The organism is Pseudomonas sp. GW821-FHT07G06 (assembly GCF_058986625.1).
Map to the genome: position 1 here is coordinate 450740 of NZ_JBYSVW010000003.1, position 26637 is coordinate 477376.

At 60.9% G+C, this 26637-nt stretch carries 23 protein-coding genes and 1 riboswitch; of the genes, 12 read left to right on the forward strand and 11 right to left on the reverse strand.

The window, feature by feature from the left end; translation table 11 throughout:
* Positions 1-140: 140 nt before the first annotated feature.
* The 4 genes from rhlE2 to ahcY form a co-directional block, all read right to left on the reverse strand.
* Positions 141-2003 carry an RNA helicase RhlE2 gene (gene rhlE2, locus AC3WJW_RS08745; protein ID WP_102699937.1) on the reverse strand — a complete coding sequence of 621 codons (1863 nt, stop codon included), beginning with the start codon at positions 2001-2003 and terminating at the stop codon, positions 141-143.
* Between the two features lie 222 nt (positions 2004-2225).
* Complete coding sequence (locus tag AC3WJW_RS08750; RefSeq protein ID WP_102699936.1) at positions 2226-3041, reverse strand: substrate-binding periplasmic protein; 816 nt, start codon at positions 3039-3041, stop codon at positions 2226-2228.
* A 165-nt stretch (positions 3042-3206) separates the two neighbouring features.
* The gene (gene metF / locus AC3WJW_RS08755) at positions 3207-4052 is read right to left on the reverse strand and encodes a methylenetetrahydrofolate reductase [NAD(P)H] (protein ID WP_007975449.1); all 846 of its coding nucleotides are present in this window, start codon (positions 4050-4052) and stop codon (positions 3207-3209) included.
* 159 nt (positions 4053-4211) lie between these two features.
* Positions 4212-5621, reverse strand: coding sequence for an adenosylhomocysteinase (gene ahcY, locus AC3WJW_RS08760; RefSeq protein WP_007975450.1), 1410 nt, complete (start codon positions 5619-5621; stop codon positions 4212-4214).
* A 23-nt stretch (positions 5622-5644) separates the two neighbouring features.
* Positions 5645-5744, reverse strand: a riboswitch (S-adenosyl-L-homocysteine riboswitch).
* Between the two features lie 198 nt (positions 5745-5942).
* On the opposite strand from ahcY, the gene AC3WJW_RS08765 reads away from it, so the two are divergent.
* Entirely contained in the window at positions 5943-6347 is a 405-nt protein-coding gene (locus tag AC3WJW_RS08765) for an acyl-CoA thioesterase (RefSeq protein ID WP_102699934.1), read from the forward strand.
* A gap of 147 nt (positions 6348-6494) precedes the next feature.
* Positions 6495-7391 (forward strand): formate/nitrite transporter family protein, encoded by an 897-nt coding sequence (locus AC3WJW_RS08770; RefSeq protein ID WP_493725749.1) that lies wholly within the window; start codon positions 6495-6497, stop codon positions 7389-7391.
* 3 nt (positions 7392-7394) lie between these two features.
* Here AC3WJW_RS08770 and AC3WJW_RS08775 read toward each other — a convergent pair whose 3' ends face one another.
* Positions 7395-8564 carry an MFS transporter gene (locus AC3WJW_RS08775; protein ID WP_493725750.1) on the reverse strand — a complete coding sequence of 390 codons (1170 nt, stop codon included), beginning with the start codon at positions 8562-8564 and terminating at the stop codon, positions 7395-7397.
* A 298-nt stretch (positions 8565-8862) separates the two neighbouring features.
* Here AC3WJW_RS08775 and AC3WJW_RS08780 point away from each other — a divergent pair, with 298 nt between their 5' ends.
* Both AC3WJW_RS08780 and AC3WJW_RS08785 read left to right on the forward strand, forming a co-directional pair.
* Entirely contained in the window at positions 8863-9696 is an 834-nt protein-coding gene (locus AC3WJW_RS08780) for an EamA family transporter (protein ID WP_102699931.1), read from the forward strand.
* A gap of 49 nt (positions 9697-9745) precedes the next feature.
* Positions 9746-10129 carry an MAPEG family protein gene (locus tag AC3WJW_RS08785; protein ID WP_007975455.1) on the forward strand — a complete coding sequence of 128 codons (384 nt, stop codon included), beginning with the start codon at positions 9746-9748 and terminating at the stop codon, positions 10127-10129.
* Between the two features lie 81 nt (positions 10130-10210).
* On the opposite strand, the gene mltA is transcribed toward AC3WJW_RS08785, so the two are convergent.
* Positions 10211-11383, reverse strand: coding sequence for a murein transglycosylase A (gene mltA, locus AC3WJW_RS08790; RefSeq protein WP_493725751.1), 1173 nt, complete (start codon positions 11381-11383; stop codon positions 10211-10213).
* A gap of 128 nt (positions 11384-11511) precedes the next feature.
* Here mltA and AC3WJW_RS08795 point away from each other — a divergent pair, with 128 nt between their 5' ends.
* Positions 11512-11961 carry a c-type cytochrome gene (locus AC3WJW_RS08795; protein WP_015097171.1) on the forward strand — a complete coding sequence of 150 codons (450 nt, stop codon included), beginning with the start codon at positions 11512-11514 and terminating at the stop codon, positions 11959-11961.
* 130 nt (positions 11962-12091) lie between these two features.
* Here AC3WJW_RS08795 and AC3WJW_RS08800 read toward each other — a convergent pair whose 3' ends face one another.
* The 4 genes from AC3WJW_RS08800 to AC3WJW_RS08815 form a co-directional block, all read right to left on the reverse strand.
* A complete protein-coding gene (locus tag AC3WJW_RS08800) occupies positions 12092-12487 on the reverse strand; it encodes a DUF1090 domain-containing protein (RefSeq protein ID WP_258682820.1) in 396 nt (131 codons plus the stop codon).
* Positions 12488-12583: 96 nt separating this feature from the next.
* Positions 12584-14263 (reverse strand): NAD-dependent DNA ligase LigB, encoded by a 1680-nt coding sequence (gene ligB / locus AC3WJW_RS08805; protein WP_493725752.1) that lies wholly within the window; start codon positions 14261-14263, stop codon positions 12584-12586.
* 253 nt (positions 14264-14516) lie between these two features.
* Complete coding sequence (gene metK, locus AC3WJW_RS08810; protein ID WP_008050251.1) at positions 14517-15707, reverse strand: methionine adenosyltransferase; 1191 nt, start codon at positions 15705-15707, stop codon at positions 14517-14519.
* Positions 15708-15725: 18 nt separating this feature from the next.
* The gene (locus tag AC3WJW_RS08815) at positions 15726-16721 is read right to left on the reverse strand and encodes an ArsR/SmtB family transcription factor (protein WP_493725753.1); all 996 of its coding nucleotides are present in this window, start codon (positions 16719-16721) and stop codon (positions 15726-15728) included.
* A gap of 262 nt (positions 16722-16983) precedes the next feature.
* Here AC3WJW_RS08815 and tkt point away from each other — a divergent pair, with 262 nt between their 5' ends.
* The 6 genes from tkt to fba all read left to right on the forward strand — a co-directional run bounded on the left by tkt (position 16984) and on the right by fba (position 23310).
* Positions 16984-18981, forward strand: a complete 1998-nt coding sequence (gene tkt, locus AC3WJW_RS08820; protein WP_493725754.1) for a transketolase — start codon at positions 16984-16986, stop codon at positions 18979-18981.
* Between the two features lie 121 nt (positions 18982-19102).
* A complete protein-coding gene (gene epd, locus AC3WJW_RS08825; RefSeq protein WP_007975463.1) occupies positions 19103-20155 on the forward strand; it encodes an erythrose-4-phosphate dehydrogenase in 1053 nt (350 codons plus the stop codon).
* Between the two features lie 12 nt (positions 20156-20167).
* A complete protein-coding gene (locus AC3WJW_RS08830; protein WP_493725755.1) occupies positions 20168-21331 on the forward strand; it encodes a phosphoglycerate kinase in 1164 nt (387 codons plus the stop codon).
* Between the two features lie 35 nt (positions 21332-21366).
* Complete coding sequence (locus AC3WJW_RS08835; protein ID WP_007975465.1) at positions 21367-21588, forward strand: hypothetical protein; 222 nt, start codon at positions 21367-21369, stop codon at positions 21586-21588.
* Positions 21589-21644: 56 nt separating this feature from the next.
* Entirely contained in the window at positions 21645-21986 is a 342-nt protein-coding gene (locus AC3WJW_RS08840; protein WP_102699236.1) for an MliC family protein, read from the forward strand.
* A gap of 259 nt (positions 21987-22245) precedes the next feature.
* Positions 22246-23310 (forward strand): class II fructose-bisphosphate aldolase, encoded by a 1065-nt coding sequence (fba, locus tag AC3WJW_RS08845; protein WP_007975467.1) that lies wholly within the window; start codon positions 22246-22248, stop codon positions 23308-23310.
* Between the two features lie 192 nt (positions 23311-23502).
* Here the strand turns inward: fba and AC3WJW_RS08850 are convergent, their stop codons facing one another.
* The gene (locus AC3WJW_RS08850) at positions 23503-24171 is read right to left on the reverse strand and encodes a polysaccharide lyase family 7 protein (RefSeq protein WP_493725756.1); all 669 of its coding nucleotides are present in this window, start codon (positions 24169-24171) and stop codon (positions 23503-23505) included.
* A gap of 323 nt (positions 24172-24494) precedes the next feature.
* On the opposite strand from AC3WJW_RS08850, the gene AC3WJW_RS08855 reads away from it, so the two are divergent.
* Positions 24495-26618: a putative bifunctional diguanylate cyclase/phosphodiesterase gene (locus AC3WJW_RS08855; protein WP_493725757.1), complete on the forward strand. Its 2124-nt coding sequence runs from the start codon at positions 24495-24497 to the stop codon at positions 26616-26618.
* Positions 26619-26637 lie beyond the last annotated feature (19 nt).

Below are 26637 nucleotides of genomic sequence, written 5' to 3' on the forward strand. Positions count from 1 at the left end.
GTGATTGTGGGGTATGTCTCGGGGGCTCGGAGAGGTGGAGAAGAGACAGGCCTGCGGCAGCTCCTACATAAGCGGGTTGGTGTACCAAAAAAAATGCCCCGGACCTTGCGGTTCGGGGCATTTTTTATGGCGGCGATAACTCAGCGATTGCGCGTCAGCAATGCCGGTTTCTCACCACGAGGACGGCTTGGCAGTTGATCCAGCTGCTCAGGTGTCGGGAAGCGGTCTGCCTTGGACTCCTTGTGCATGATCTTCGGCGCCGGGCCACGCGGGTTCTGCACGGCCGGTTCCGAACGAGGCTGGTCGTCACGGGCCGGACGGCGATTGCGTGAGTCTTCGCGGCGGGCCTGGCCATCGCGCGGTGCGCCACTGCGAGGACCGCTACGCTTGGCCGGCGGGGTGCCGGTGCTGGCGCCATCGCTGTTGCGCGGACCGTTCTGGCGACCTTGTGGTTTGCCGGAGCGTGGAGTGCCTGCGGCGGTGCCCTGTGCCGGAGCACCCGGACGGCGACCACGGCCTTGCGCAGGTTTCTGCTGCGGTACGTAGTCGACGCGGTTACCGAAGTTATCGATATCGTCGTCCAGGAACTCATCCGGGGCACGGTCAGCGGCGGCACGTGGCGGTTGGCTTGGACGCTGTTCGCGAGCCGGAGTGCCTTCACGTGGCTTTTGCTGACGGGCAGGGCGCTCGCCGCGTTCGCCGGCCGGTTTTTCCTTGCCCTTGTCCTTGCCTTTGTCCTTGCGACCGCCGCCACCACCGCTGCCGTTCGGACCGTCGCCGCGCGGGCCACGCGGATTGCGCGGGTTGCGCATGTCCGGCCGCTCGCGCACTTCAGGCTTTTCCGCCTCGATGGTGCTTGCATCGAAGCCCATCAGGTCGCCGTCGGCGATTTTCTGCTTGGTCATGCGTTCGATGCTTTTCAGTAGTTTTTCTTCGTCCGGGGCGACCAGCGAAATCGCCTCGCCCGAACGACCGGCACGACCGGTACGGCCGATACGGTGCACGTAGTCTTCATCGACATTCGGCAGTTCGAAGTTAACCACGTGTGGCAACTGGTCGATGTCCAGGCCGCGGGCGGCGATGTCGGTGGCCACCAGGATGCGCACGGTGCCGGCCTTGAAGTCGGCCAGGGCTTTGGTGCGGGCGTTCTGGCTCTTGTTGCCGTGGATCGCGACGGCGCTCAGGCCGTGTTTGTCCAGGTACTCGGCCAGGCGGTTGGCGCCGTGCTTGGTGCGGGTGAACACCAGTACCTGTTCCCAGGCGCCAGCGGTGATCAGGTGCGCCAGCAAGGCACGCTTGTGGCTGGCCGGCAGACGGAATACGCGTTGTTCGATGCGCTCGACCGTGGTGTTCGGCGGCGTGACTTCGATGCGTTCCGGGTTGTGCAGCAGCTTGCCGGCGAGGTCGGTGATGTCCTTGGAGAAGGTCGCCGAGAACAGCAGGTTCTGGCGTTTGGCGGGCAGGCGGGCCAGGACCTTTTTCACGTCATGGACGAAGCCCATGTCGAGCATGCGGTCGGCCTCGTCCAGCACGAGGATTTCCACGTGGGACAGATCGACGCTGCCTTGGCCGGCCAGGTCGAGCAGACGGCCAGGGCAGGCCACCAGCACGTCTACGCCACGAGACATGGCCTGAACCTGCGGGTTCATGCCGACACCACCGAAGATGCAGGCGCTGACGAACTTCAGGTCACGGGCATAGACCTTGAAGCTTTCATGCACTTGCGCGGCGAGTTCGCGAGTCGGGGTCAGGACCAGTACGCGCGGCTGGCGCGGGCCGTGACGCTGGGATTTGTCCGGGTGACCGTTGGGGAACAACCGCTCCAGGATCGGAAGGGCGAAACCGCCGGTTTTACCAGTACCTGTCTGTGCCGCGACCATGAGGTCGCGACCTTGCAACACGGCGGGAATGGCCCGCTGTTGCACCGGAGTAGGCTCGGTATAGCCCGCTGCCTCGATGGCGCGGACTAAAGCCTCGGAGAGACCGAGGGAAGCAAAGGACATGAGTAATCCTGTTTTAGTTAGGGCTTGGCCCAATGGGAGTCTTGCCTGGCGCGAATGGCGTTTAAGAGGACGCAATCCCGTCCGGTCCTGCTGGGTCTCGAAGGCTCGTCTGCAAGCGCTCGCGCGGGCTGAAAGCTGCGCAGTAGCGGGGTTGAGATGCCTTTAACGATTCCGGGCGTCCGGGCGTGAGCCTGGCGGGAAGGCCGGAGTATAACAGAGCAATCACTGCGCGCCGCTTTCCTGCTGCTCAACGGTTTTTTCCGTGGCGGCCGTGGCCTTTTCAGTCTTCATGCTGACGGCCGGTTCCGCGCCATAGCGGGCACTCAGTTCGGCGTAGGCGGGCTCGCGCTTGAAGCGTTTGAGTTCGGCACCGAAACGTTGCACCAGCAGATCCATGCCCGCATTGCGCCGCACCGCGAGAAACTGGCTTTGCTGGCTGATGATCGTGGGGTTTTCGGTGATCTTGTCGCGGATGCCCAGTTCATCGAGCAAATGCTGGCCGACCCGGCGGTCGGTAATCAACAGGTCAATCCGCCCGCGCAGCAGTTTGCCGAAGTTGGCTTCATGAGTGGGGGCCGGCTCGCGGGTGAACAGCGTGGAGTCGCTGAAGTCCTTGCTGTACAGGTAACCGGGCGAGGTGCCGATGGTCAGGCCGCGCAAGTCATCAAGGGTGCGAAACGGATGGGGCCGGTCATTGGCGTAGAACAACACGAATTGCACTTCAGACAGTGGTTCGCTGGGGTAGAGAAGGGTCGCATCACGCTCATCGCTGTGAAAGATGTCCAGCGCGCCGTCGGCCTGACCTGATTCAAGCATCGACAGGCAGCGTTTCCATGGCAGGAACTGCCACTCCACTTCGATGCCCAGGCGCTTGAAGACAATGGCGGTGGTTTCGTAGTCCAGCCCCAGTGATTTGCCGTTGTCTTCGTACACATAAGGCGCCCACGGCTCCGTGACAATGCGCAATTTCTCGCCCCGGGCGGCGAAGCTCAGGCAAGTGAAGGCAAGTACGGCGATTAACTGCGTGATCAAAGGCATGGGCTTGAGATTACGACGAGAAACCGGAAAGAGCCAGAAACTCACCGCAGATGCTCTAACTCCGTGGATTGCTGCACATTTATAGTGCGTTGAAGCAAAAAATCGCAGCCCGCGAAAGCTCCTGTAGGAGCTGCCGCAGGCTGCGATCTTTTGATCTTGCTTTGCTTAACGCGGCAACTTCAGGTTGTTCCACACCGCCAGGCTCGCTTCAGCCTGGTTCAGTGTGTAGAAGTGCAGCCCTGGAGCGCCACCTTGCAGCAGTTGTTCGCACATCTCGGTGATGACCTGTTCGCCAAAGCGCTGAATGCTCTGGGTGTCGTCGCCGTAGGCTTCCAGTTGCTTGCGGATCCAGCGCGGGATTTCCGCACCGCAGGCATCGGAGAAGCGCGCCAGTTTGCTGTAGTTGGTGATTGGCATGATTCCCGGCACGATCGGGATGTCCACGCCCAGCGCCCGCACACGTTCCACGAAGTAGAAGTAGCAGTCGGCGTTGAAGAAGTACTGGGTGATCGCGCTGTCGGCACCGGCGTTGGCCTTGCGCACGAAGTTGGCGACATCGTCTTCGAAGTTGCGCGCTTGCGGATGCATTTCCGGGTAGGCGGCGACTTCGATGTGGAAATGGTCGCCGGTTTCTTCACGAATGAATTCAACCAGGTCATTGGCGTGGCGCATTTCCCCACTGGCCATGCCCATGCCCGAAGGCAGGTCACCGCGCAGGGCAACGATGCGCTTGATGCCGGCGGCCTTGTACTGGGCCAGCAGACCGCGCAGGTCGTCTTTGCTGTCGCCCACGCAGGACAGATGCGGAGCGGCAGGGATTTTGACTTCGCTTTCCAGCTGCAACACGGTGTTCAGCGTGCGATCACGGGTCGAACCGCCGGCGCCATAGGTGCAGGAGAAGAAATCGGGGTTGTAGAGGGCCAGCTGACGAGCAGTGGCGAGCAGCTTTTCATGCCCAGCATCGGTCTTCGTAGGGAAGAACTCGAAGCTGTAGCGACGATCTTGGGACATGGTCATATCCTTGGAAACACGTAAGCCGGACGCTGGCTCCCTGTAGGAGCGAGCTTGCTCGCGAAAAACGTAAAGGCAACGCGTTTATCCAGACAGCACGCGTTATCGTTGACGTCCATCGCGAGCAAGCTCGCTCCTACAAGGGAGCGGCAGGGCGTATCAGTAGCGGTAAGCGTGCGGCTTGAACGGACCTTCGACGGTCACGCCGATGTAGTCGGCCTGGGTCTTGGTCAGTTGAGTCACAACGCCGCCGAAGCCACGGACCATTTCCAGGGCCACTTCTTCGTCGAGTTTCTTCGGCAGTACTTCAACGGTCAGGCGCTCGGCTTTCTGGGCTGGCGACAGGTCGGCGTACTTCTGGCCGAACAGGAAGATCTGCGCCAGAACCTGGTTGGCGAACGAACCGTCCATGATACGGCTCGGGTGGCCGGTGGCGTTGCCCAGGTTAACCAGGCGGCCTTCGGCCAGCAGGATCAGGTAGTCGTCGTTCTGTGGGTCGAAATCGCCAGCGCCGGTACGGTGGATCTTGTGAACCTGTGGCTTCACTTCTTCCCATGCCCAGTTCTTGCGCATGAAAGCGGTGTCGATTTCGTTGTCGAAGTGGCCGATGTTGCAGACAACAGCGCGCTTCTTCAGGGCCTTGAGCATGTTCGAATCGCAAACATTGACGTTGCCGGTGGTGGTCACGATCAGGTCGATCTTGCCCAGCAGCGCCTTGTCGATGCTGGCTTCGGTACCGTTGTTGATACCGTCGATGAACGGCGAAACCACTTCGAAGCCGTCCATGCAGGCTTGCATGGCGCAGATCGGGTCAACTTCGGAAACCTTGACGATCATGCCTTCCTGACGCAGGGACTGAGCGGAGCCCTTGCCCACGTCACCGTAGCCGATCACCAGCGCTTGCTTACCGGACAGCAGGTGGTCGGTACCGCGCTTGATGGCATCGTTCAGGCTGTGACGGCAGCCGTACTTGTTGTCGTTCTTGCTCTTGGTCACCGAGTCGTTGACGTTGATGGCCGGGATTTTCAGCTCGCCCTTGGCCAGCATGTCCAGCAGGCGGTGAACGCCGGTGGTGGTTTCTTCGGTCACGCCGTGGACGCGATCCAGAACCTGTGGGTACTTCTTGTGCAGCAGTTCGGTCAGGTCGCCGCCGTCGTCGAGGATCATGTTGGCATCCCATGGCTGGCCATCCTTGAGGATGGTCTGCTCCAGGCACCACTCGTACTCTTGTTCGGTTTCACCTTTCCAGGCGAAAACCGGGATGCCGGCAGCGGCGATGGAAGCGGCGGCCTGATCCTGAGTCGAGAAAATGTTGCAGGACGACCAACGCACTTCGGCACCCAGGGCAACCAGGGTTTCGATCAGCACGGCAGTCTGAATGGTCATGTGGATGCAGCCGAGGATCTTCGCGCCCTTGAGCGGTTGCTCTTCGGAGTACTTGCGGCGCAGACCCATCAGGGCTGGCATTTCGGATTCGGCGATGATGGTTTCGCGACGACCCCAGGCAGCCAGGGACATGTCGGCGACTTTGTAATCGGTAAAATCTGCAGGCGTGATAACAGCGCTCATGAAGAGCCTCCATTCGTAATGTATGCGAATGGGCGCCGTTGTGCGTTTAGTGTCTGGCTTAAGGCCAGGCAACGCCCCATCCGAGCCTGACAGGTCGAACCTGCTGCAGCGCCCCTCGGACAGGTGGCGGGAAAACGGTATCAAGTGATGATGACCGTTTTGAAACGGTGGCGATTATAGCGGGCTATGCCGATCTTCCAAAGCGTTTCTGTCGGTCAATGTCCGAACGGTAATCGAGACCATAGTCGATGCTCAATAGAGCTCTGGGTCGGGCTCTGCCATGATGGTCAGCATCATTCGGCAAGACGTTCAGGAGTGAACATGAATTTCCACACCCGCAAATGGGTAAAACCCGAAGACCTCAACCCTAACGGCACCTTGTTCGGCGGCAGTCTGTTGCGCTGGATCGACGAAGAGGCGGCGATCTACGCCATCGTCCAGTTGGGCAATCAGCGTGTGGTGACCAAGTACATTTCCGAAATCAACTTCGTCAGCGCCTCGCGCCAGGGCGACATCATCGAGCTGGGCATCACCGCCACCGAGTTCGGCCGTACCTCAATCACCCTGACCTGCGAAGTGCGCAACAAGATCACCCGCAAAAGCATCCTCACGGTCGAGAAAATGGTATTCGTCAACCTCGGTGAAGACGGCTTGCCGGCACCCCACGGCCGGACCGAGATCAAGTACGTCAAAGACCAGTTCCAGGACGATGACGCCGGCTCGTAATGCGAGCCTGTAGGAGCTGCCGCAGGCTGCGATCTTTTGATCCTGATTTTAAAAGATCAAAAGATCGCAGCCTGCGGCAGCTCCTACAGAACGGAATAGAACCCCCGCGTGTCGTAGCTAAATAGCCCGCCACTGGTTGCGCACATCATGAACTCGGCACAAGACGGCAAGACCCCGAACCTTTCGGCGCAAGAAGAGCATGATGTCGAAAAGAGCCAGCCTCCCCGTGCCGCGGTTCTGCACGAGATCATCCGCACCCAGGGCGATCAGGAGCTGGAGCGCAGCATTGCCGCTTTGTGGTGGTCGGCGCTGGCGGCGGGGTTGACCATGGGCCTGTCGCTGATGGGCATGGGCCTGCTCAATTCGCGCCTGCCGGACGGCGAGGGATTCAAGGTGATCGCCAGTTTCGGTTATTGCGCCGGTTTCCTCGCGGTGATCCTCGCGCGTCAGCAACTGTTCACCGAAAACACCCTGACCGCCGTACTGCCGGTGATGACCAAACCGACCCTGGCCAACTTCGGCCGTCTGCTGCGGCTGTGGATGGTGGTGCTGATCGGTAACCTCTGCGGCACCTTGCTGGTGGCGTACGTGATGCTGGAGCTGCCGATTTTCGACAGCAAGACCGACGTCGCCTTCCTCGATATCGGCCGCAAGGTCATGGAAAACCACGCCAGCCAGATGTTCGCCAAGGGCATCGTTTCCGGCTGGATGATCGCGACCATGGTCTGGATGATTCCGTCCATGGAGAGCGCCAAGATGTGGATCATCATCCTCATCACCTACCTCATGGCGCTGGGAGACTTCACCCACATCGTCGTCGGCTCGCTGGAGGTTTCGTATCTGGTGTTTGCCGGGGAGTTGCCGTGGAAGGACTTCTGGCTAGTGTTCGCCGGGCCGACGCTGGTGGGGAACATCATTGGTGGCAGCTTTATTTTCGCGCTGATCAGTCATGCGCAGATTCGCAGCGAAAGCGGGCCACCGAAAGAGTCAGCGGATCAGAGCGAAGCACCTGATCCGCAGAAGATCAAAAAACCATCAAGGTGATGCTCAGCCCGCTACATTCAACGCAGCCGCCCCGCGACGCTGGCGATAGATGAAGAACAGTGCGGTCAGCACGGTCAAGCCGCTGACCAGTGCGCCGGTCCACGGCAAGTCCGCCAGGTCCGCGCCGCTGGCCACTACCAGGCCGCCAATCCATGCGCCAGCGGCGTTGCCGAGGTTGAAGGCACTCTGGTTCAACGTTGAGCCGAGGTTCGGTGCTTCATGGGCCTGATCGATGATCAGCAGCTGCAGGATCGGGCACAGCGCGAAGGCGAACGTCCCCCACAGCACCAGTGTGATTGCCGCCGGGATCACCGATTGGCTGGTTTGTGTGAATGCCGCCAGCACCACCAGTACCGCCAATGCCATGCCCACCAGCGATGGCAGCAAGCGGCTGTCCGCCAGGCGACCGCCGAGCATGCTGCCGGCGGTCAAGCCAACGCCGAACAACAGCAACATGACGGTGACGCCGTGGGGGCTGACACCGGTGATGTCCTGCAGGATCGGCGCGATGTAGGTAAACACACTGAACAGGCTGGTGGAGGCCAGCACGCTCATGCCCAGGGCCAGCAGCACGTCGGCCTTGCCCAGCACCTTGAACTCGCTGGCCAGGTTGGCCTTATCCATCGCGATGTTTTTCGGCAGCCAGACCCATTGCGCAATCGCGGCCAGCACACCGATCACCGACACCGCCCAGAACGTCGAGCGCCAACCCGCATATTGCCCGAGCGCGGTACCCAATGGCACGCCGAGCACGTTGGCCAGGGTCAGGCCGGTGAACATCATGGCAATCGCCTGGGCCCGTTTGTTGGGGGCAACCAGCCCTGCAGCCACCACCGAACCGATGCCGAAAAATGCGCCGTGGCAGAGTGCCGTGATCACCCGCGCGGCCATCAGCGTGGCGTAGTTCGGTGCCAGCGCGCAGAGCATGTTGCCGAGGATGAACATCAGCGTCATGCCCAGCAGGGTGGCTTTGCGCGGCATGTTGGCGGTGCCGACGGCGAGGATTGGTGCACCGAACACCACACCCAGGGCGTAACCGGTGATCAGCAATCCGGCATCGGGAATGCTGACGCCGAGATCGCGGGCGACGTCGGGCAACAGGCCCATGATCACGAATTCGGTGGTGCCGATGCCGAAGGCGGCAACAGCGAGGGCAAGCAAAGCGAGTGGCATGCGCAAGGTCTCTGTCGGTAGTCTTGACGCTGTGATCAGGCATACGCAGGCCGACGACCGTTCTCGACGAGAGCGGGCCGGACAGGATTTTTATTGGAATTGGTCTGTGCGCAACTGAGTGCGGCGTGGTCGTTTGCAGTATAAACAGCTGCTGACATATGGCGAATCAATTCTCTACCCGGCTTCCTGTAGGCGCTGCCGCAGGCTGCGATCTTTTGATGTTGTGTTTCCGGATCAAAAGATCGCAGCCTGCGGCAGCTCCTACGGGGATGTGGTGAAAACAAAAAAGGAGTGGGCCGTGCTTGCGACGGCGTTGGTGTTGGTGGCGGCGCTGTTGCACGCGGCGTGGAATACCCTGATCAAGTTCAGTGCGGAGCGGCTGTTGGTGGTGGCCTGCATGGACAGCGTGGCGCTGCTCTTTGTCGCGCTGATGGTGCCGTTTCTGAGCATGCCGCCGCTGGAGATCTGGCCGTGGATCCTGGCCTCGGCGGCGTTCGAGTTGCTCTATCGCTACTTGCTGATCCAGGCCTATCGGGTCGGCGACCTCGGGCTGGTTTATCCGCTGATGCGTGGCCTGTCACCGTTGGTGGTGCTGGCGCTGACGCTGATCTTTGCCGGGGAGGTGCTGACCCATCAGCAGATTTTCGGAATCCTGCTGATCCCGTTCGGCATGCTGTGCCTGCTCTGGCAGGGCGGTGGCGGTGCGCGCTTACCGTGGTCGATGCTGCCGGTGGTGGCGTTGATCGGCCTGTGCATCGGTTGCTACACCTACATCGACGGTCAGGCCTTGCGGCGCTGGTCTCATCCACTGGATTACCTGGTCTGGGTCACCTTGCTCAGTGCCTGGCCGTTTCCATTGTTGGCATTGGTGCGCAAGCGCCCTGCGTTCATGCTGTTCTGGCGCGAACAGTGGCGCCTGGGCCTGGCGGTCGGGTTTTGCGTGTTGTTCAGCTACGCTCTGGTGCTGTGGGCGATGCAATTGGGTTCGATTGCAGAAGCGGCAGCGTTGCGCGAGATCAGCGTCATTCTGGTGGTGCTGTTTGGCATGCGATACCTCAAAGAACCTTTTGGCGGGCCACGCCTCTTAGCCTGTGGGCTGGTGCTGATCGGCATACTGGTGATGAAGTTCTGATCGCCGTTGATGGATTCGATTTTCTACAACTTGAAGAAGGGACTGCGTAATGACGGTTGCTCTGTGGTGCATTTTGATTGCGATCTTCCTGCCGTATCTGTGCACGGGTGTCGCGAAGATCAGTGGCGGGTTCCGACTGAAAGACAATCATGATCCACGAGGGTTTCTCGATTCCCTGGAGGGCTTGGGCAAGCGGGCAAATGCGGCGCAGCTGAACAGTTTTGAAGTGACGCCGGCGTTTGCAGCCGCGGTGATCGTGGCGCACCTGGCGGGCAACGCCGAATTGGTCACCATCAATGTGTTGTCGGTGTTGTTCATCACCAGCCGTCTGCTTTTCATCATTTTCTATCTGGCGGACCTGGCGGCGCTGCGGTCGTTGATGTGGTTCGTGGGGATGGCGTTGATCGTGAGTTTCTTTGTGGTGTCGGTTTAAAGGCAAAATCAAAGGATCGCAGGCTCCTGCCGGGTGTCGAGCGTACCTGTAGGAGCTGGCGAAGCCTGCGATCTTTTGACGTTAAAGTTTGTCCGCCACCTGCGGCACTTGCGGCAACGCCGCACCTTTGGGCCAGAGCATCCAGATCTGCCCCTGCTGTTTCATGTCCCCGGCCAGTTGCCCGGCTGCATCGCCGGTGCCCCAGAACAGATCCGCCCGGACTTCACCGGCAATCGCGCCGCCGGTGTCCTGTGCTGCTACGGGGCGAACCAGGGCTGTGCCGTCCGGTCTGGTGGTAGACAGCCACAGCAGGCTGCCAAGCGGAATCACCTTGCGATCCACGGCTGCGCTGTAACCGGCGGTCAACGGTACGTTCAACGAACCGCGTGGCCCTTCGTTGCTGTCCGGGTTACGGGTGAAGAACACATAGCTGGGGTTGCTGCCGAGCAGTTCGGGAATCCGTGACGGATTGGCCTTGGCCCAGGTGCTAATGGCGCCCATGGTCACATCTTCTTTTTTCAGCTCGCCCTGTTCCACCAGCCAGCGGCCGATCGGTCGATACGGATGGCCGTTCTGGTCGGCATAGGCGATGCGCAACTGGCGGCCGTTATCGAGCTGGATACGACCCGAACCCTGGATTTGCAGGAACTGCAGGTTCATCGGATCGGTCAGCCAGGCCACGACCGGTGCCTTGACCCCTTTGCTCTCGATGGTGGCCGCATCGTCGTACGGCTTGAGCACGCGACCTTCAAGTCGACCGCGCAGGCGTTTGCCCTTGAGTTCCGGGTAAATGCTGTCGAGGGCGACGATGATCATGTCTTCGGGGACGCCATAGACCGGGACATTGGCCATGCTGGTCTGGGTCAGGCTGCCCGGATAGACCGGCTCGTAGTAGCCGGTGATCAAGCCGTTGGGGTTGTCGTTGGCGGCGCGCAGGCCATACACATCGAGGTTCTGTTTGAGAAAGCCGCGAATGTCGCTGGCGGTTTGCGGCACGTTGGCCGCCGCCGCGCAGGTGCCACCCCAGACCGGGTCGGCCTTGAGTCGGGTGCAGGCGCTGCGCCAGGAGCCGAAACCGGCGACCAGGTCGGTGTCGGACACCACCGGCAGCGCTTCCCATGTAGCGCTGGAGTAAGTGGCCAGGGCATGGGTTTTCGGTTGTTGCTTGTCGCCACCGGTACAGCCTGCGAGCAGGGCCATCATCGGCAGAGTCCAGGCCAGGCTGTGACGCCATGCCTTGAAACGGCTGTTCATGGAGTGATTCCTTTGCCGGTTGCCTGATCGCTCCATGCGCTCAAGCAACCCTTATTGATAATAGGGCTATTGGTCTTTGCCGATGACGCGAGGATACTGGCCGCCGTTTCCCGTGACCTGAAGCCACCATGACTCTTAAAAGACTTTCTGTTGTATTGCTGGCCTGCCTGACATTGTCCGCTTGTGGCGGTGTTGACCCCAACTCGCCGCTCGGTCAGCGCAAGGCCATTTTCAAGCAGATGCTCAAGACCGGCGAAGACCTGGGCGGCATGTTGCGCGGGCGTATCCCGTTCGATGGCCCGAAATTCGCCGAGGGCGCGGTGAAGCTCGATGGGTTGTCCCGTGAGCCGTGGCAACATTTTCCGCAGGCGCGCGAGGAGGATCACACCAGCGCCAAGAGCGATGTCTGGGAGCAGCAGGCACGCTTTCAGGGCATGGCCCGCGATCTTGAGTCCGCCACCGGTGAATTGGTGATCGCCAGCCAGATTCAACCCTACAAGGCCAGCAACCTGGGGCCGGCGGTGCAGAAAGTCGAAGATGCTTGCAGTGCGTGTCATAAGGCGTTTCGGGATCATTGATTGGCGTTGTTCGGTCTGACGCCTTCGCGAGCAGGCTCGCTCCCACAGGTGGTCTCATAACCCTGTGGGAGCGAGCCTGCTCGCGAAGACTGCTTTGGCAACACCGAAATCTTTGTTCCTTAATCTGTACTTACTTATCCAGCTCATCCAGGGCGTCCTGCAATTCCTTGCGGGCATCGGCGAGTTTGTCTTTGCGCTTGTTGATCTTCTCGGAGTCACCTTTGCTCATGGCCTTGTCGAGGTCTGCCTGGCGCTTGCTGACTTCGTGCCTGGCGTCGAGCACCTTGTTTTCCCGCTCCTTCTTCAGCGAGGCGTCGGTGCAGTTGGCTTCGACTTCGCTCAGGGCTTTTTCCAGGCCGGCCTGCTGGTCGGCGTTGCCGTGGACCTTGGCCAATTCGATCTGGTTGACGATACCTTGCTTCTTGGCGGCGCAACCGGACAGCCCCGGCGCTTCCTCGTCCGCCATCAACGGGGTGGCCAGCATGCTGCACAGGGCCAGGAGGGCGAGCGGTGAAAGAAATTTCATAAAAGCTCCATGTAAGAAGGCCAGCGGGCCGGTGTGGCAATGGCTTGTTGGAGCCCAGCGGTCCCCAGGGGTTCCCGGTGGGCTCAGGGCTGGCAGCTAGAAGCCGTCAATCCCCGTTTCACGTAACGTTTCACTCAAGGCCAGGACCTGCGGATCGCGGAAAAAAGCGTTCAGTTGCGCCGCGCGTCCCGGTCCGATACCGGCCTCGGCCCGCCATTGTTCGATGTCTCGCTGCGCCAGCGTCTGCCATGAGTCGCCGAGCGGCACCGGACCTGTCGGCGGCAATCCCAAGGCTTTCAGCCAGTGCGCGAACGGGCGTTGCCGGGCCTGGTTGAAGCTGTCTGCAAGGCGAGTCGCGCTGCGCTCGCCGAAACCGTCAATGGTAGCAAGCTCTTGGGCATCAAGGGTCAACCAATCCAGTAGACCGTTCAGGCGACCTGTTGCAAGAAGTTTTTCCCAAGTGCCCGGACCGACATTGGGCAGCGCCAGACCCTGTTTGCCGCTGAGCCAGGTCAGGCGTGCGAGAAATTGGTCCTCACAACCCGGAGTCGGTTGCCAGCAACTCAATGAATGAAAGTCCGCTGCCTTCGGCACGGTCAATTCAACACGCTCGCTGCTGCGCAACACGACGCCATCGAGCCTGGGAATGGTCAGCCCGGCCAGGCTGATGGCGACCTGATCGCCCGGACGTATGTCCAGCGCCTGCCAGCGTTGCCACGAGCTGACGCTGACGCGTTTGATCTGCCGGTCATCGAGCATCACCGGGGTCAGTTCAAGTACCGGAGTGATCCGCCCGGTCCGGCCGATTTTGAAGCGAACCTGGCGGACTTCGGCCAGTGCCTGGGCGAAGGGGTATTTCCAGGCGATGGCCCAGTAAGGTGACCGGGCTTGCCAGCGTTCGGCGACCGGGCGCTGGTTCTGGCGCAGGACGATGCCGTCGCTGGCAAAGGGCAGGGAGGCGCGATACCAGTGTTCGCGCCAGCGTTCGGCATCGATGACGGAGGCGATTGGCTGGTTGTATGCCGTGGTATTCGGGAAGCCCAGCGCCGTCAGTGCTGCGGCCCGGGCGAGTGTGCTTGTCGGCCCTTGGGGCCAGTCCCAGACAAACAGGTCGATGCCGGCGGCCTGTTCGGCGCTCAAGACCTTGCGCGCCATCAGGCCCGCCACCGTGGCGCGGGCATTGAGGCTGCCGGCCCGGGCCTGCACATGATCGGTCAGGCGCCAATACAGTTCGCCTTGCACGAGCACATCCCGGGGCTGGGATAGCTGCTGCGGGATGGCCGGAATCTGTCGTGCCGGAGCCGTCCAGTCCTGACCGCTCTCGCCGTCGCCGCGGCTGATGGCCTGAGCCAACTGACCATTACGGTAAACCAGGGTCACCGCCACCCCGTCGATTTTAGGCTGGGCCCAGACGTCCACCCGGTCACTCAGCCATTTTTCGACGGAAGGCCGATCATGCAGTTTGCCCAGGCCGGTGTGGGCGATGGGGTGGGGCAGCGCGCCGCGCGCAGTGCGCAAGGGGTCTGCGGGTGGGTTCAGGTTGAAGCAGTGGCGCCATTGGGTGAGTCGCGCGCGGGACTGGTCGTAGAGTTCATCGGCGACCAGTGAATGTCCCTGACGGTGATAGCTGTCGTCCCATAAGTCGATCTGCTGTTGCAGTGTGCCGACTTCGTTCAGGGCGCGTTCGGATGGCCAGTCCGGGCACTCGGTGGCACTGGCATTCAGGCAGGCAAGGGTCAGCAGGGCGGCGAAAAACAGGCGCAGGTCGGGAAGCATCTTGAGCGTCCTTGCTCGGTGAGGTGTGTGAAGGCTAGGTCAGTATCTGTTGGCGCAGCGAGGGGGTGTTTTGCCGGGTATTTCCGGTGTCTGTGCTGGCCTCTTCGCGAGCAGGCTCGCTCCCACAGGGTTATGAGTTAGTCATGTGGGAGCGAGCCTGCTCGCGAAGGCCGCGACGCGGTCTCAAGCGAAAGCCAATAAAAAGCCCCGCAAGGCGCGAGCCGTGCGGGGCTTCGGGTGTTGCGGGGAAGTCTTACAGGCCGGCAGCAGAACGCAGGGCGTCGGCGCGGTCAGTTTTTTCCCAGGTGAACGTGGTGAAGGTGTCGTCACCCACGGTCTTGGTCGCCGGGGTGCGACCGAAGTGGCCGTACGCAGCGGTTTCCTGGTACATCGGGTGCAGCAGGTCGAGCATGGTGGTGATCGCGTATGGACGCAGGTCGAACACTTCGCGAACCAGTTTGACGATCTTGTCGTCGCTGATCTTGCCGGTGCCGAAGGTGTTCAACGAGATCGAAGTCGGTTGAGCAACACCGATCGCGTAGGAAACCTGGATCTCGCAACGCTCGGCCAGGCCGGCGGCAACGATGTTCTTGGCCACGTAACGACCGGCGTAGGCCGCCGAACGGTCAACCTTCGATGGATCTTTACCGGAGAACGCGCCGCCGCCGTGACGGGCCATGCCGCCGTAGCTGTCGACGATGATCTTGCGACCGGTCAGGCCGCAGTCACCCACCGGGCCGCCAATGATGAACTGGCCGGTCGGGTTGATGTGGAACTGGGTGTCCTTGCTCAGCAGTTCGGCAGGCAGCACGTGCTTGACGATCAACTCCATCACGCCTTCGCGCAGGTCGTTGTATGACACTTCCGGGTTGTGCTGGGTCGACAGGACGACCGCGTCGATACCGACAACCTTGCCGTTTTCGTAGCGGCAGGTGACTTGCGACTTGGCGTCCGGACGCAGCCAAGGCAGCAGGCCGGATTTGCGGGCTTCGGCCTGGCGCTGCACCAGTTGGTGCGAGAAGGTGATCGGTGCCGGCATCAGCACGTCGGTTTCGTTGCTGGCGTAGCCGAACATCAGGCCCTGGTCGCCGGCACCCTGATCTTCAGGCTTGGCACGGTCGACGCCCTGGTTGATGTCAGGGGACTGTTTGCCGATGATGTTCATCACGCCACAGGTGGCGCCGTCGAAGCCAACGTCGGAGCTGGTGTAGCCGATGTTGGTGATCACGTCACGAACGATCTGCTCCAGGTCAACCCAGGCCGAAGTGGTGACTTCGCCAGCGATGATGGCTACGCCCGTTTTCACCAGAGTCTCGCACGCCACACGGGCGAACTTGTCTTCAGCAATGATGGCGTCCAGCACCGCATCAGAAATCTGGTCGGCGATTTTGTCCGGATGCCCTTCAGACACGGACTCGGAGGTGAAAAGGGAGTATTCGCTCATCTCGATGTTTTCCTGAAATTACCGATGGTGAGTGTCGCCAGCCGGTCGCTGAAAGTGGCGAACCTGGATCTGGAAACCATTACGTAAGCCTACATAGAGGCTTTCCCCGGGAACGAGTCCCGCAGCGGTGGCCCAACGGGCCAGATCGTCCTGTTCAAACCCCAGCCAGAGATCACCGCAGGCCTCCTTGGCCCAACTCTGGTTGTGGCTACATAACTCTGTCACCAACAGGCTACCGCCTGGTTGCAGCAAGTGGGCCATGTGCTTGAGCGCATCGGCCGGCGCGGCAAAATGATGCAGCACCATGTTCAGTACCACGCAATCGGCCTTGAGGCTGACGCCGTTCAATGCATCGGCCAGTTGCAGACTGACGTTAGTCAGCTTGTCGCGTTCGCAGACCTGGCGCGCCAGTTCGAGCATCGCGGTGCTGTTGTCCAGCGCCGTGACCTGCGAGAAGCGGCGCGCCAGTTCCGGCAGGAATGCGCCATCGCCGGGGCCGACTTCAATGGCCGTGGCGTCTTTGTCCAGGCTCAACTTGTCGAGCAGGGCCACCACGCTTTCGCGGTACTGCGGCAGACCGGCGATCAAGTCTTGCTGGGCGCGAAACTTCTCCGCTACCCGTGAGAAAAAGTCCTGGCTGGCGGCTGCCCGTTGCCCGTGGACCTGGGCGATGCGCGCCTGTACATCGGCCGGTAGCGTCAGGTTGTCCACTTCTTCGAGCAGGGCTGCGTGCAATTTGCCGCCCAGCAGTTCGGTGTGGGGCAGGGCGCGACGGTAAAAAATCGCATTGCCTTCGCGGCGCGTTGCCACCAGGTCGGCCTGGGCCAGTACCTTGAGGTGGTGGCTCATGCCTGACTGGCCGATGCCGAAGATTTGCGCCAGTTCCAGCACGCCAAACGAATCGTTGGCCAGTGCGCGCAAAACATTCAAACGCAGGGGATCGCCGCCAGCCTTGCACAAGGCCGCCAGCTCATCGCAATCGTCATGTTGAATGGAGGGCACGCGTAAATTCATAAGGCCGGCAGTCTAGTCACGGGTCGAGGGCATCGCAAGAGCAATATCAAAAAGTTTTGATATTGCTCGATAGATGGCACTTCTTGACGTTAGCTTCAGTCAACAAACCGGTGGCGGAAAGGTTTCATCAAGCGAATACGTCGTTATCCATTGGAAAAACGCCTTCAGATGACTATCTGTCATTGCCCCGAGGCGGCCCGGTGAGGGAAAATGCTCGCCTTTTTTCCGTTTCGTTTTATTCAAGTCCCCCAGGAGAACAGCGATGCCTAGCCGTCGTGAGCGTGCCAACGCCATTCGTGCCCTCAGCATGGATGCCGTGCAAAAAGCCAACAGCGGCCATCCCGGTGCCCCAATGGGTATGGCGGATATCGCCGAGGTACTTTGGCGCGACTACCTCAAGCACAACCCGAGCAATCCATCGTTCGCCGACCGTGACCGCTTCGTGCTGTCCAACGGCCACGGCTCGATGCTGATCTACTCGTTGCTACACCTGACCGGCTACGACCTGTCGATCGATGACCTCAAGCAGTTCCGTCAACTGCACAGCCGCACCCCGGGCCACCCGGAACTCGGCTACACCCCGGGCGTAGAAACCACCACCGGTCCACTGGGCCAGGGCCTGGCCAACGCCGTGGGTTTTGCCCTGGCTGAAAAAGTCATGGCGGCGCAGTTCAACCGTCCTGGCCACAACATCGTCGACCACCACACCTATGTGTTCCTGGGTGATGGCTGCATGATGGAAGGCATTTCCCACGAAGTCGCTTCCCTGGCCGGTACCCTGGGCCTGGGCAAGCTGATCGCCTTCTACGACGACAACGGCATCTCCATCGATGGCGAAGTCGAAGGCTGGTTCACCGACGACACGCCGAAGCGTTTCGAATCCTACAACTGGCAAGTGATCCGCAACGTTGACGGTCACGATCCGGAAGAGATCAAGACCGCGATCGACACGGCACGCAAAAGCGCGCAGCCAACCCTGATCTGCTGCAAGACCACCATCGGCTTCGGTTCGCCGAACAAGCAAGGCAAGGAAGACTGCCACGGCGCCCCGCTGGGTGACGCGGAAATCGCCCTGACCCGTGCGGCGCTGAAGTGGAACCACGGCCCGTTCGAAATCCCGGCCGATATCTACGCGGAGTGGGACGCCAAGGAAGCAGGCAAGGCTGTCGAAGCCGAGTGGGACCAGCGTTTCGCTGCCTACTCCGCCGCCTTCCCGACTGAAGCCAACGAACTGGTGCGTCGCCTGAGTGGTGACCTGCCAGCCGACTTCAGCGAAAAAGCCGCGGCCTACATCGCCGAAGTGGCTGCCAAGGGCGAAACCATCGCCAGCCGCAAAGCCAGCCAGAATGCCCTGAACGCATTTGGCCCGCTGCTGCCCGAGTTCCTCGGCGGTTCGGCTGACCTGGCCGGTTCCAACCTGACCCTGTGGAAAGGTTGCAAGGGCGTTACCGCCGAAGATGCCAGCGGCAACTACATGTACTACGGCGTGCGCGAGTTCGGCATGACCGCGATCATGAACGGCGTTGCCCTGCACGGCGGCCTGGTGCCTTACGGCGCGACCTTCCTGATGTTCATGGAATACGCCCGCAACGCAGTGCGCATGTCGGCCCTGATGAAGCAGCGCGTGATCCATGTCTACACCCACGACTCCATCGGTCTGGGCGAAGACGGCCCGACTCACCAGCCAATCGAGCAACTGGCCAGCCTGCGCTGCACGCCGAACCTCGATACCTGGCGTCCGGCGGATGCCGTTGAATCGGCAGTGAGCTGGAAGTACGCACTGGAGCGCAAGGACGGTCCTTCGGCCCTGATCTTCTCCCGTCAGAACCTGCAGCACCAAACCCGCAATGCGATTCAGATCGAAGAGATCGCGCGTGGCGGTTACGTGTTGAAGGACTGCGCGGGCGAGCCTGAGCTGATCCTGATCGCTACCGGTTCGGAAGTCGGCCTGGCTGTTCAAGCCTTCGACAAACTGACCGAGCAGGGCCGCAAGGTTCGCGTGGTTTCCATGCCGTGCACCAGCGTGTTCGATGCCCAGGACGCCGGCTACAAGCAATCGGTCCTGCCGTTGCAGGTCAGCGCCCGTATCGCCATCGAGGCCTCTCACGCGGACTACTGGTACAAGTACGTGGGCCTGGAAGGCCGCGTGATCGGCATGACCACCTACGGCGAGTCGGCGCCTGCGTCGGCCTTGTTCGAAGAGTTCGGTTTCACCCTGGAAAACATCCTGGGTCAGGCTGAAGAGCTGCTGGAAGACTAAAACACGCCGCGGTGGCCCAGGCCACCGCGATCCCCTGTAGGAGCTGCCGCAGCCTGCGGCAGCTCCTACAGAGGGTGTGTTGTTAGCGAAAATTCGTCTGACTGCGTCTATCGAGAACCCCATGCCTCAACCGCGTCCCTACAAAGTTGCACTCAACGGCTACGGCCGGATTGGTCGTTGCGTCTTGCGTGCGTTGTTCGAGCGAGGCGACAAGGCCGGGTTTGAAATTGTCGCGATCAACGATCTGGCGGACATGGCCAGCATCGAATACCTGACACGCTTCGACTCCACCCATGGCCGGTTCCCCGGCGAAGTGAAGGTCGACGGCGATTGTCTGCATATTAATGGCGACTGCGTGAAGGTCCTGCGCAGTGCCACCCCCGAAGGCATCGATTGGGCATCCCTGGGCATCGATCTGGTGCTGGAGTGCTCCGGCGCTTACCACACTCGCGAAGACGGCCAACGTTTCCTCGACGCCGGCGCCCCGCGCGTGCTGTTTTCCCAGCCGATGGCCAGCGAGACCGATGTCGACGCCACCATCGTCTACGGCGTGAACCAGGATTGCCTGACCGGCGATGAGCTGCTCGTGTCCAACGCGTCCTGCACCACCAACTGCGGCGTGCCGCTGTTGCGCCTGCTGAATCAGGCCATTGGCCTGGATTACGTGTCGATCACCACCATCCACTCGGCGATGAACGATCAGCCGGTCATCGATGCCTATCACCACGAAGACCTGCGCCGCACCCGTTCGGCGTTCCAGTCGGTGATTCCGGTGTCCACCGGTCTGGCGCGTGGTATCGAACGCCTGTTGCCGGAACTTGCCGGACGAATTCAGGCCAAAGCCGTGCGGGTGCCGACGGTCAACGTGTCCTGCCTCGATATCACGATGCAGACCGCCACCGCGACCGACGCCACCGAGGTCAACCGGATCCTGCGCGAAGCCGCCACCAGCGGCCCGCTCAAAGGCCTGCTGGCTTACACCGAGTTACCCCACGCAAGCTGTGATTTCAACCATGACCCACATTCGGCGATCGTCGATGCCAGTCAGACCCGCGTTTCCGGCCCACGGCTGGTGAACATCCTGGCCTGGTTCGACAACGAATGGGGTTTTGCCAACCGAATGCTGGACGTTGCAGAACACTATCTGCAAACAGCAACTTCAAAAAAACCGTAGGAAGTGCGACCCATGACCGTGTTGAAGATGTCCGACCTCGATCTGCAAGGTAAGCGCGTATTGATCCGCGAAGACCTCAACGTCCCAGTCAAGGACGGTGTTGTCAGCAGCGATGCGCGTATCCTGGCCTCGCTGCCGACCATCAAGCTGGCCCTGGAAAAAGGCGCGGCCGTGATGGTCTGCTCGCACCTTGGCCGTCCGACCGAAGGCGAGTTCTCGGCCGAGAACAGCCTCAAGCCGGTTGCCGACTACCTGAGCCGTGCCCTGGGCCGTGAAGTGCCGCTGGTGGCCGATTACCTGGGTGGTGTTGACGTCAAGGCCGGCGACATCGTGCTGTTCGAAAACGTGCGCTTCAACAAAGGCGAGAAAAAGAACGCCGACGAACTGGCCAAGCAATACGCCGCCCTGTGCGACGTGTTCGTGATGGACGCCTTCGGCACCGCTCACCGTGCCGAGGGTTCGACCCACGGCGTGGCCAAGTTCGCCAAAGTCGCCGCTGCCGGCCCGCTGCTGGCTGCTGAGCTGGACGCACTGGGCAAGGCCCTGGGCGCCCCGGCCCAGCCGATGGCGGCCATCGTCGCCGGCTCCAAGGTGTCGACCAAGCTCGACGTACTGAACAGCCTGAGCCAGATCTGCGATCAGCTGATCGTCGGCGGCGGCATTGCCAACACCTTCCTGGCCGCTGCCGGTCACCCGGTCGGCAAGTCGTTGTACGAGCCGGACCTGCTCGACACCGCTCGGGCCATCGCCGCCAAAGTCAGCGTGCCGCTGCCAGTGGACGTGGTGGTTGCCAAGGAATTCGCGGAAAGCGCCGCTGCAACCGTCAAACTGATCGCTGACGTCGCTGCCGACGACATGATCCTGGACATCGGCCCGCAGACCGCCGCGAACTTCGCCGAACTGCTGAAATCGTCCAAGACCATCCTGTGGAATGGTCCGGTCGGTGTGTTTGAATTCGACCAGTTCGGCAATGGCACCAAAGTGCTGGCCCAGGCCATCGCAGACAGCGCGGCGTTCTCCATTGCCGGCGGTGGCGACACCCTGGCAGCCATCGACAAATATGGCGTGGCCGAGCAGATCTCCTACATTTCTACCGGTGGCGGCGCGTTCCTCGAGTTCGTCGAAGGCAAGGTGCTGCCAGCCGTTGAAGTCCTGGAAAGCCGGGCCAAGGCCTGAGGGTCGCCCGTTTGACCAGGCAAGGGAGTGTTGACATGGTCAAGACGTTAGCGTTGTTGATCGTCGCAGGTTCGCTGGTGGCGTGCGGGAGTAACCCGAAGGCCACTGCGGAACCGGCGCCGTCCGAGTCGGACAAGGGCTGCTACCAGGCTGACTGGCAGGCCGAAACCAACCCGGTGCTCAACAAGCGGTCCGGGCCGGAAGGCCTGGACAAATACGAGACCCGGACCCCCGCCAAGGAACATGGCTGCCCTTGACGGGTCTGACTCATTACTCAGGGCTGGCAGCGTGTGCCGCCAGGCGAGGGACACGGATGAAAGGTTTTATCGCCGTTACGGCGCTGGCGCTGTTGGCCGGTTGTGCTCAGATGAATCAGTTGAACCCGTTCCAGTCGTCCGCACCTGTGGATAACTGGACCACCTGGACCTGCGACAGCCAGGCCAAAGTGCTGTGGCGCTACACCGACGACAGCCTTAGGGAAGTCGACGTGCGCCTGGGCGGTGCCGATCAGGTCTACCGCTTGAAGCAGGAACCGGGTGCATCGGGTTCGCTGTACAGCAATGACATGCTGGCGTTTCACATAAAAGGTGAGGAAGGCCTGGTTTACTGGGTCGCCACCAATGATTTGATTGGGCGCGGTTGTAAAGCGCAATAAACGGACTACGCCGTACCTGTAGGAGCGAGCCTGCTCGCGATGGTCGTTAACGATAACGCTGGGCACCTGAATGCCCGCGCTGTCTGGGCCACCATCGCGAGCAGGCTCGCTCCCACAGGGTTCCGGGGAAGTTCTTGAGATTTTCGCAACACCGAATTCGCAGCCCGGGCTCACCCCCGATCTGCAATAACTTGAATAGCCGCCGCCGCTACGGCAGGCTGGCACGATTAACGACCCTCAACCGGGAGAGACACACACAATGGCACTTATCAGCATGCGCCAGATGCTGGACCACGCAGCCGAGTTCGGCTACGGCGTTCCAGCCTTCAACGTCAACAACCTTGAGCAGATGCGCGCCATCATGGAAGCCGCTGACAAGACTGACTCCCCGGTGATCGTCCAGGCTTCGGCCGGTGCTCGCAAATACGCCGGTGCACCGTTCCTGCGTCACCTGATCCTGGCGGCAATCGAAGAATTCCCGCACATCCCGGTGTGCATGCACCAGGACCACGGCACCAGCCCTGACGTCTGCCAGCGTTCCATTCAGTTGGGCTTCAGCTCGGTGATGATGGACGGTTCCCTGGGCGAAGACGGCAAGACCCCGACCGACTACGACTACAACGTGCGCGTCACCCAACAGACCGTGGCCATGGCTCACGCCTGCGGCGTTTCGGTAGAAGGCGAGCTGGGTTGCCTGGGTTCGCTGGAAACCGGCATGGCCGGTGAAGAAGACGGCATCGGCGCCGAAGGCGTTCTGGATCACAGCCAGATGCTGACCGACCCGGAAGAAGCCGCTGACTTCGTAAAACGCACTCAGGTTGATGCCCTGGCCATTGCCATCGGCACCAGCCACGGCGCCTACAAGTTCACCAAGCCGCCTACCGGCGACGTGCTGGCGATCGACCGCATCAAGGAAATCCACAAGCGCATTCCGAACACTCACCTGGTGATGCACGGTTCGTCTTCGGTTCCGCAAGAGTGGCTGGCGATCATCAACCAGTACGGCGGCGACATCAAGGAAACCTACGGCGTACCGGTTGAAGAAATCGTCGAAGGCATCAAACACGGCGTGCGCAAGGTCAACATCGACACCGACCTGCGCCTGGCATCCACTGGCGCCATGCGTCGCCTGATGGCCACCAACCCGAGCGAGTTCGACCCACGCAAATTCTTCGGCGCCACCGTCACCGCCATGCGCGACGTGTGCATCGCTCGCTACGAAGCTTTCGGTACTGCGGGCAACGCTTCGAAGATCAAGCCGATCTCCCTGGAAGGCATGTATCAGCGTTATCTGAAAGGTGAGTTGAACGCCAAGGTCAACTAAGACCGGGCGTTAAGCTGCACAAACGAAGAACCCGCCGCGAGGCGGGTTTTTTGTGGGCGATGATCCATGGTCGACGCGGTCAGTGTGGGAGCGGGCTTGCTCGCGAAAGCGTTGTGTCATTCAACATTAATGTCGCCTGACATTACGCCTTCGCGAGCAAGCCCGCTCCCACAGGGTCAACGGTGCCCGACATCATTGATTGTGATCGATATCCAGCTTGCTGAAGGTCACTTTCCCGCCTTCGCTGGTGTACCCGGTGTTGTCCTGCACATAGACCCCGGCCTTGAAGTACAGCGGCTTGTCGCGCCAGGTGGCACTGATTTGCGTATCCCACTGATAACCTGCCGCGCTGATGCCCAAGGCGCCACCGGGGCTGAGGTGAATGAGGTAGTTGAACTCCTGGTCGAGTTTCACCCCCGTCGCAACGATGATCACCCGGCCTGTAGCGTCACCCGGATGCATCCGGACCTTGGCGACGATATTGCCCGTGCCTGTGCTGGTTTTGTATTGGTATTCGACCTTCACCAGAGGTTTCTGGCTTTGATAGGCATGGATCTGGCCGATGACGACTTTCCCGGAGCTCGGCACCTGGTTCACTGCCAGCGTGGCATACAACAAATTGTCGGCATCCGGGTAATACCAGTTGCGCAACGTGCCGTTGCTGTAGGTCTCACGCAGCTCGGTGCGCGGATAAATCGCGTTTTCAGTACGGGAGCCGGTCACGGGCGACCAGAAAAACAACGTGCCGGTGTCGGAATGGAAGTATTGATCCTTGAAGCCATCCACCAGTTTGGCGGTTTCGACGGTGTACGGCGGGCTGCCAACGGGAACGCTGAGGTTCCAGGTTGCGAGATCGATCATGTCGGTTCTTCCACTGGGTTCATGCTGCACGGGCGTGCCAGAAGCTCTAGACCGCACCTTTTGGGCGGCCTTTATAAGCGTAGCGAGGGATTTTGTTAATGCCCGCCTGACGGGTGGTTGACGTCAACATCCTGTCGAAATGCCATCTTTTCCGATTTTCATTGGACTGAACATTCGACCGTTAGTCGGTAAAAAGACACAATGATTAAATGATGGCTCACTGATACCTTCTGCTTTTGCAGAACCGGGTCTAGAGTGATGGCACAGTATTTGTCCGGTTTTCACGAGAAACCGGCCTGACGCCCCGCAATTAGAGAAGCAGCATGGAATGCGCGCAACCCACGCCAGTAGAAGGCGGCTCAACCCTTTTAGTCGTAGACGATTACCCTGAAAACCTGATCAGCATGCGCGCGTTGTTACAGCGCCAGGGCTGGCGGGTCATTACTGCCACCTCGGGATTCGAGGCCCTCGGCTTGTTGCTTGAACACGATATCGACCTGGTGCTGCTGGACGTGCAGATGCCGGGCATGGACGGTTATGAAGTGGCGCGCCTGATGCGCGGTAGCCAACGGACCCGCCTCACGCCGATCATTTTCCTGACCGCCAATGAACAGTCTCAGGACGCCGTCATCAAGGGCTATGCCAGCGGTGCGGTGGATTACCTGTTCAAGCCGTTCGACCCGCAGATCTTCACGCCCAAGGTCCAGGCGTTGCTCGAACACCAGCGCAACCGACGGGCCTTGCAGCGCTTGAGTCATGATCTGGAATCCGCCCGGGCCTTTAATGCGTCTGTGCTGGATAACGCCGCCGAAGGCATTCTGGTGTTGGGTGAGGACGGTCTGATTCGTTTTGCCAATCCGGCGATGTCGCGGCTGCTCAATGCCCCGGTGCAGGAACTGCAAGGCAAGGAGTTTCTGGACTATCTGCAAAAGCCACATGTGCCGGTCTGGGCCGATTCCGAGTTTTTCACGGGCTACAAACGGGGCGAAACCTTGCGCCTGCACGATGCTCTGCTGCGTACGACGCGCGGCCAGCAGGTACCGGTAGCCTTGTCCTGTGCGCCTTTGCCTGCCGAGCAACATGCAATGGTAGTGACCGTGCTGGACATGTCGGTGGTGCGCCATCTGCATCAGCAGCTGGAGTTTCAGGCAGTCACCGATCCGCTGACCGGATTGCTCAACCGCCGCGGTTTCTACCAGACCGTAGAGAACCTGCTGTTGCGCGGTGAGCGTCCCGACAGTTCCTGGGTCTTGATGTATCTGGACCTCGACGGCTTCAAGCGCGTCAATGATTCGCTCGGCCACGATGCCGGCGATCGGGTGTTGCGCTGGGTCTCCGAACAGTTGAAGGCGTGCTTGCGGCCCTTCGACATTCTGGCGCGGATGGGCGGCGATGAATTCACCGCGCTGCTGGATCTGGAGTTCCCCGAGCAAGCGGCGAAGATTGCCGAGAAGCTCATCGAGCGCGTGTCGATCTGTCAGCAGGTCGACGGCCTCGATATCGCCCTGGGTGCCAGCATCGGCATTGCTACATTCCCCGATTGTGGTGCCAATCTCGACGGGATGCTGCGGGCGGCCGACATCGCCATGTACGAAGCCAAGCGTGCCGGGCGTCAGCAATATCGCTTCTACGATCACGAAATGAACGGCCGGGCGCGCTCGCGGTTGATGCTGGAAGACAGTGTGCGCACGGCCATCGAGAACCGGGATTTCAACCTGGTGTACCAGCCTCAGGTTGCGATTGCGGACGGTCGGATTCGAGGCTTCGAGGCCTTGCTGCGCTGGCAGCATCCGAGCGTTGGCGACGTGCCGCCAGGGCTGTTTTTGCCATTGCTGGAAGAGGCGCGGCTGATCAGTCGTCTGGGCAGCTGGATCTACCACCGCAGCGCCGGGCAGCGCAAAGCCTGGGAAACCCTGTTCACCGAGGATCTGGTGCTCGGCGTCAGCTTGAGCAGTACGCAGTTCGGCATGCCCAATCTGGCCACCGAACTGCGCCAGGTGCTGGAGCGCCATGGCTTGCAGCCGCGTCATCTGGAGGTCGAGATCACGGAAGAGGCCTTGACGCATCACCCCGAGGAAACCCGCAAACAGTTGCGCCTGTTGCGCAATCTGGGCGTACGAGTGGCATTGGATGACTTCGGGGTCGGCCCGTGTTCCCTGTCGCACCTGCGCGACCTGGAGTTGGACACCCTCAAGCTCGACCGCCATTTGATAGCCCGGTTGCCGGACTCGGTACGGGATGCGGCGCTGGTGCGCAGCGTGATCGACCTGTGCAAACAGTTCGGGGTGCTGGTGATTGCCGAAGGGGTGGAAACCGTCGCGCAGTATGAATGGCTGCGGGCCAACGGCTGCGAATATGTGCAAGGCTTTCTGGTGGCCCGGCCGATGATGGCCGAGGACGCCGGCGCCTTTGTCCAGCCGTTTGACTGGAGCGCGCTGCCCTGCTGAATTCGCTACACTGGCGACC

Coding starts and splice junctions, on each gene's coding strand:
- rhlE2 (WP_102699937.1), bottom strand. CDS start 2,003: ATGTCCTTTGCTTCCCTCGGTCTCTCCGAGGCTTTAGTCCGCGCCATC.
- AC3WJW_RS08750 (WP_102699936.1), bottom strand. CDS start 3,041: ATGCCTTTGATCACGCAGTTAATCGCCGTACTTGCCTTCACTTGCCTG.
- metF (WP_007975449.1), bottom strand. CDS start 4,052: ATGTCCCAAGATCGTCGCTACAGCTTCGAGTTCTTCCCTACGAAGACC.
- ahcY (WP_007975450.1), bottom strand. CDS start 5,621: ATGAGCGCTGTTATCACGCCTGCAGATTTTACCGATTACAAAGTCGCC.
- AC3WJW_RS08765 (WP_102699934.1), top strand. CDS start 5,943: ATGAATTTCCACACCCGCAAATGGGTAAAACCCGAAGACCTCAACCCT.
- AC3WJW_RS08770 (WP_493725749.1), top strand. CDS start 6,495: ATGAACTCGGCACAAGACGGCAAGACCCCGAACCTTTCGGCGCAAGAA.
- AC3WJW_RS08775 (WP_493725750.1), bottom strand. CDS start 8,564: ATGCCACTCGCTTTGCTTGCCCTCGCTGTTGCCGCCTTCGGCATCGGC.
- AC3WJW_RS08785 (WP_007975455.1), top strand. CDS start 9,746: ATGACGGTTGCTCTGTGGTGCATTTTGATTGCGATCTTCCTGCCGTAT.
- mltA (WP_493725751.1), bottom strand. CDS start 11,383: ATGAACAGCCGTTTCAAGGCATGGCGTCACAGCCTGGCCTGGACTCTG.
- AC3WJW_RS08795 (WP_015097171.1), top strand. CDS start 11,512: ATGACTCTTAAAAGACTTTCTGTTGTATTGCTGGCCTGCCTGACATTG.
- AC3WJW_RS08800 (WP_258682820.1), bottom strand. CDS start 12,487: ATGAAATTTCTTTCACCGCTCGCCCTCCTGGCCCTGTGCAGCATGCTG.
- ligB (WP_493725752.1), bottom strand. CDS start 14,263: ATGCTTCCCGACCTGCGCCTGTTTTTCGCCGCCCTGCTGACCCTTGCC.
- metK (WP_008050251.1), bottom strand. CDS start 15,707: ATGAGCGAATACTCCCTTTTCACCTCCGAGTCCGTGTCTGAAGGGCAT.
- AC3WJW_RS08815 (WP_493725753.1), bottom strand. CDS start 16,721: ATGAATTTACGCGTGCCCTCCATTCAACATGACGATTGCGATGAGCTG.
- tkt (WP_493725754.1), top strand. CDS start 16,984: ATGCCTAGCCGTCGTGAGCGTGCCAACGCCATTCGTGCCCTCAGCATG.
- epd (WP_007975463.1), top strand. CDS start 19,103: ATGCCTCAACCGCGTCCCTACAAAGTTGCACTCAACGGCTACGGCCGG.
- AC3WJW_RS08830 (WP_493725755.1), top strand. CDS start 20,168: ATGACCGTGTTGAAGATGTCCGACCTCGATCTGCAAGGTAAGCGCGTA.
- AC3WJW_RS08835 (WP_007975465.1), top strand. CDS start 21,367: ATGGTCAAGACGTTAGCGTTGTTGATCGTCGCAGGTTCGCTGGTGGCG.
- AC3WJW_RS08840 (WP_102699236.1), top strand. CDS start 21,645: ATGAAAGGTTTTATCGCCGTTACGGCGCTGGCGCTGTTGGCCGGTTGT.
- fba (WP_007975467.1), top strand. CDS start 22,246: ATGGCACTTATCAGCATGCGCCAGATGCTGGACCACGCAGCCGAGTTC.
- AC3WJW_RS08850 (WP_493725756.1), bottom strand. CDS start 24,171: ATGATCGATCTCGCAACCTGGAACCTCAGCGTTCCCGTTGGCAGCCCG.
- AC3WJW_RS08855 (WP_493725757.1), top strand. CDS start 24,495: ATGGAATGCGCGCAACCCACGCCAGTAGAAGGCGGCTCAACCCTTTTA.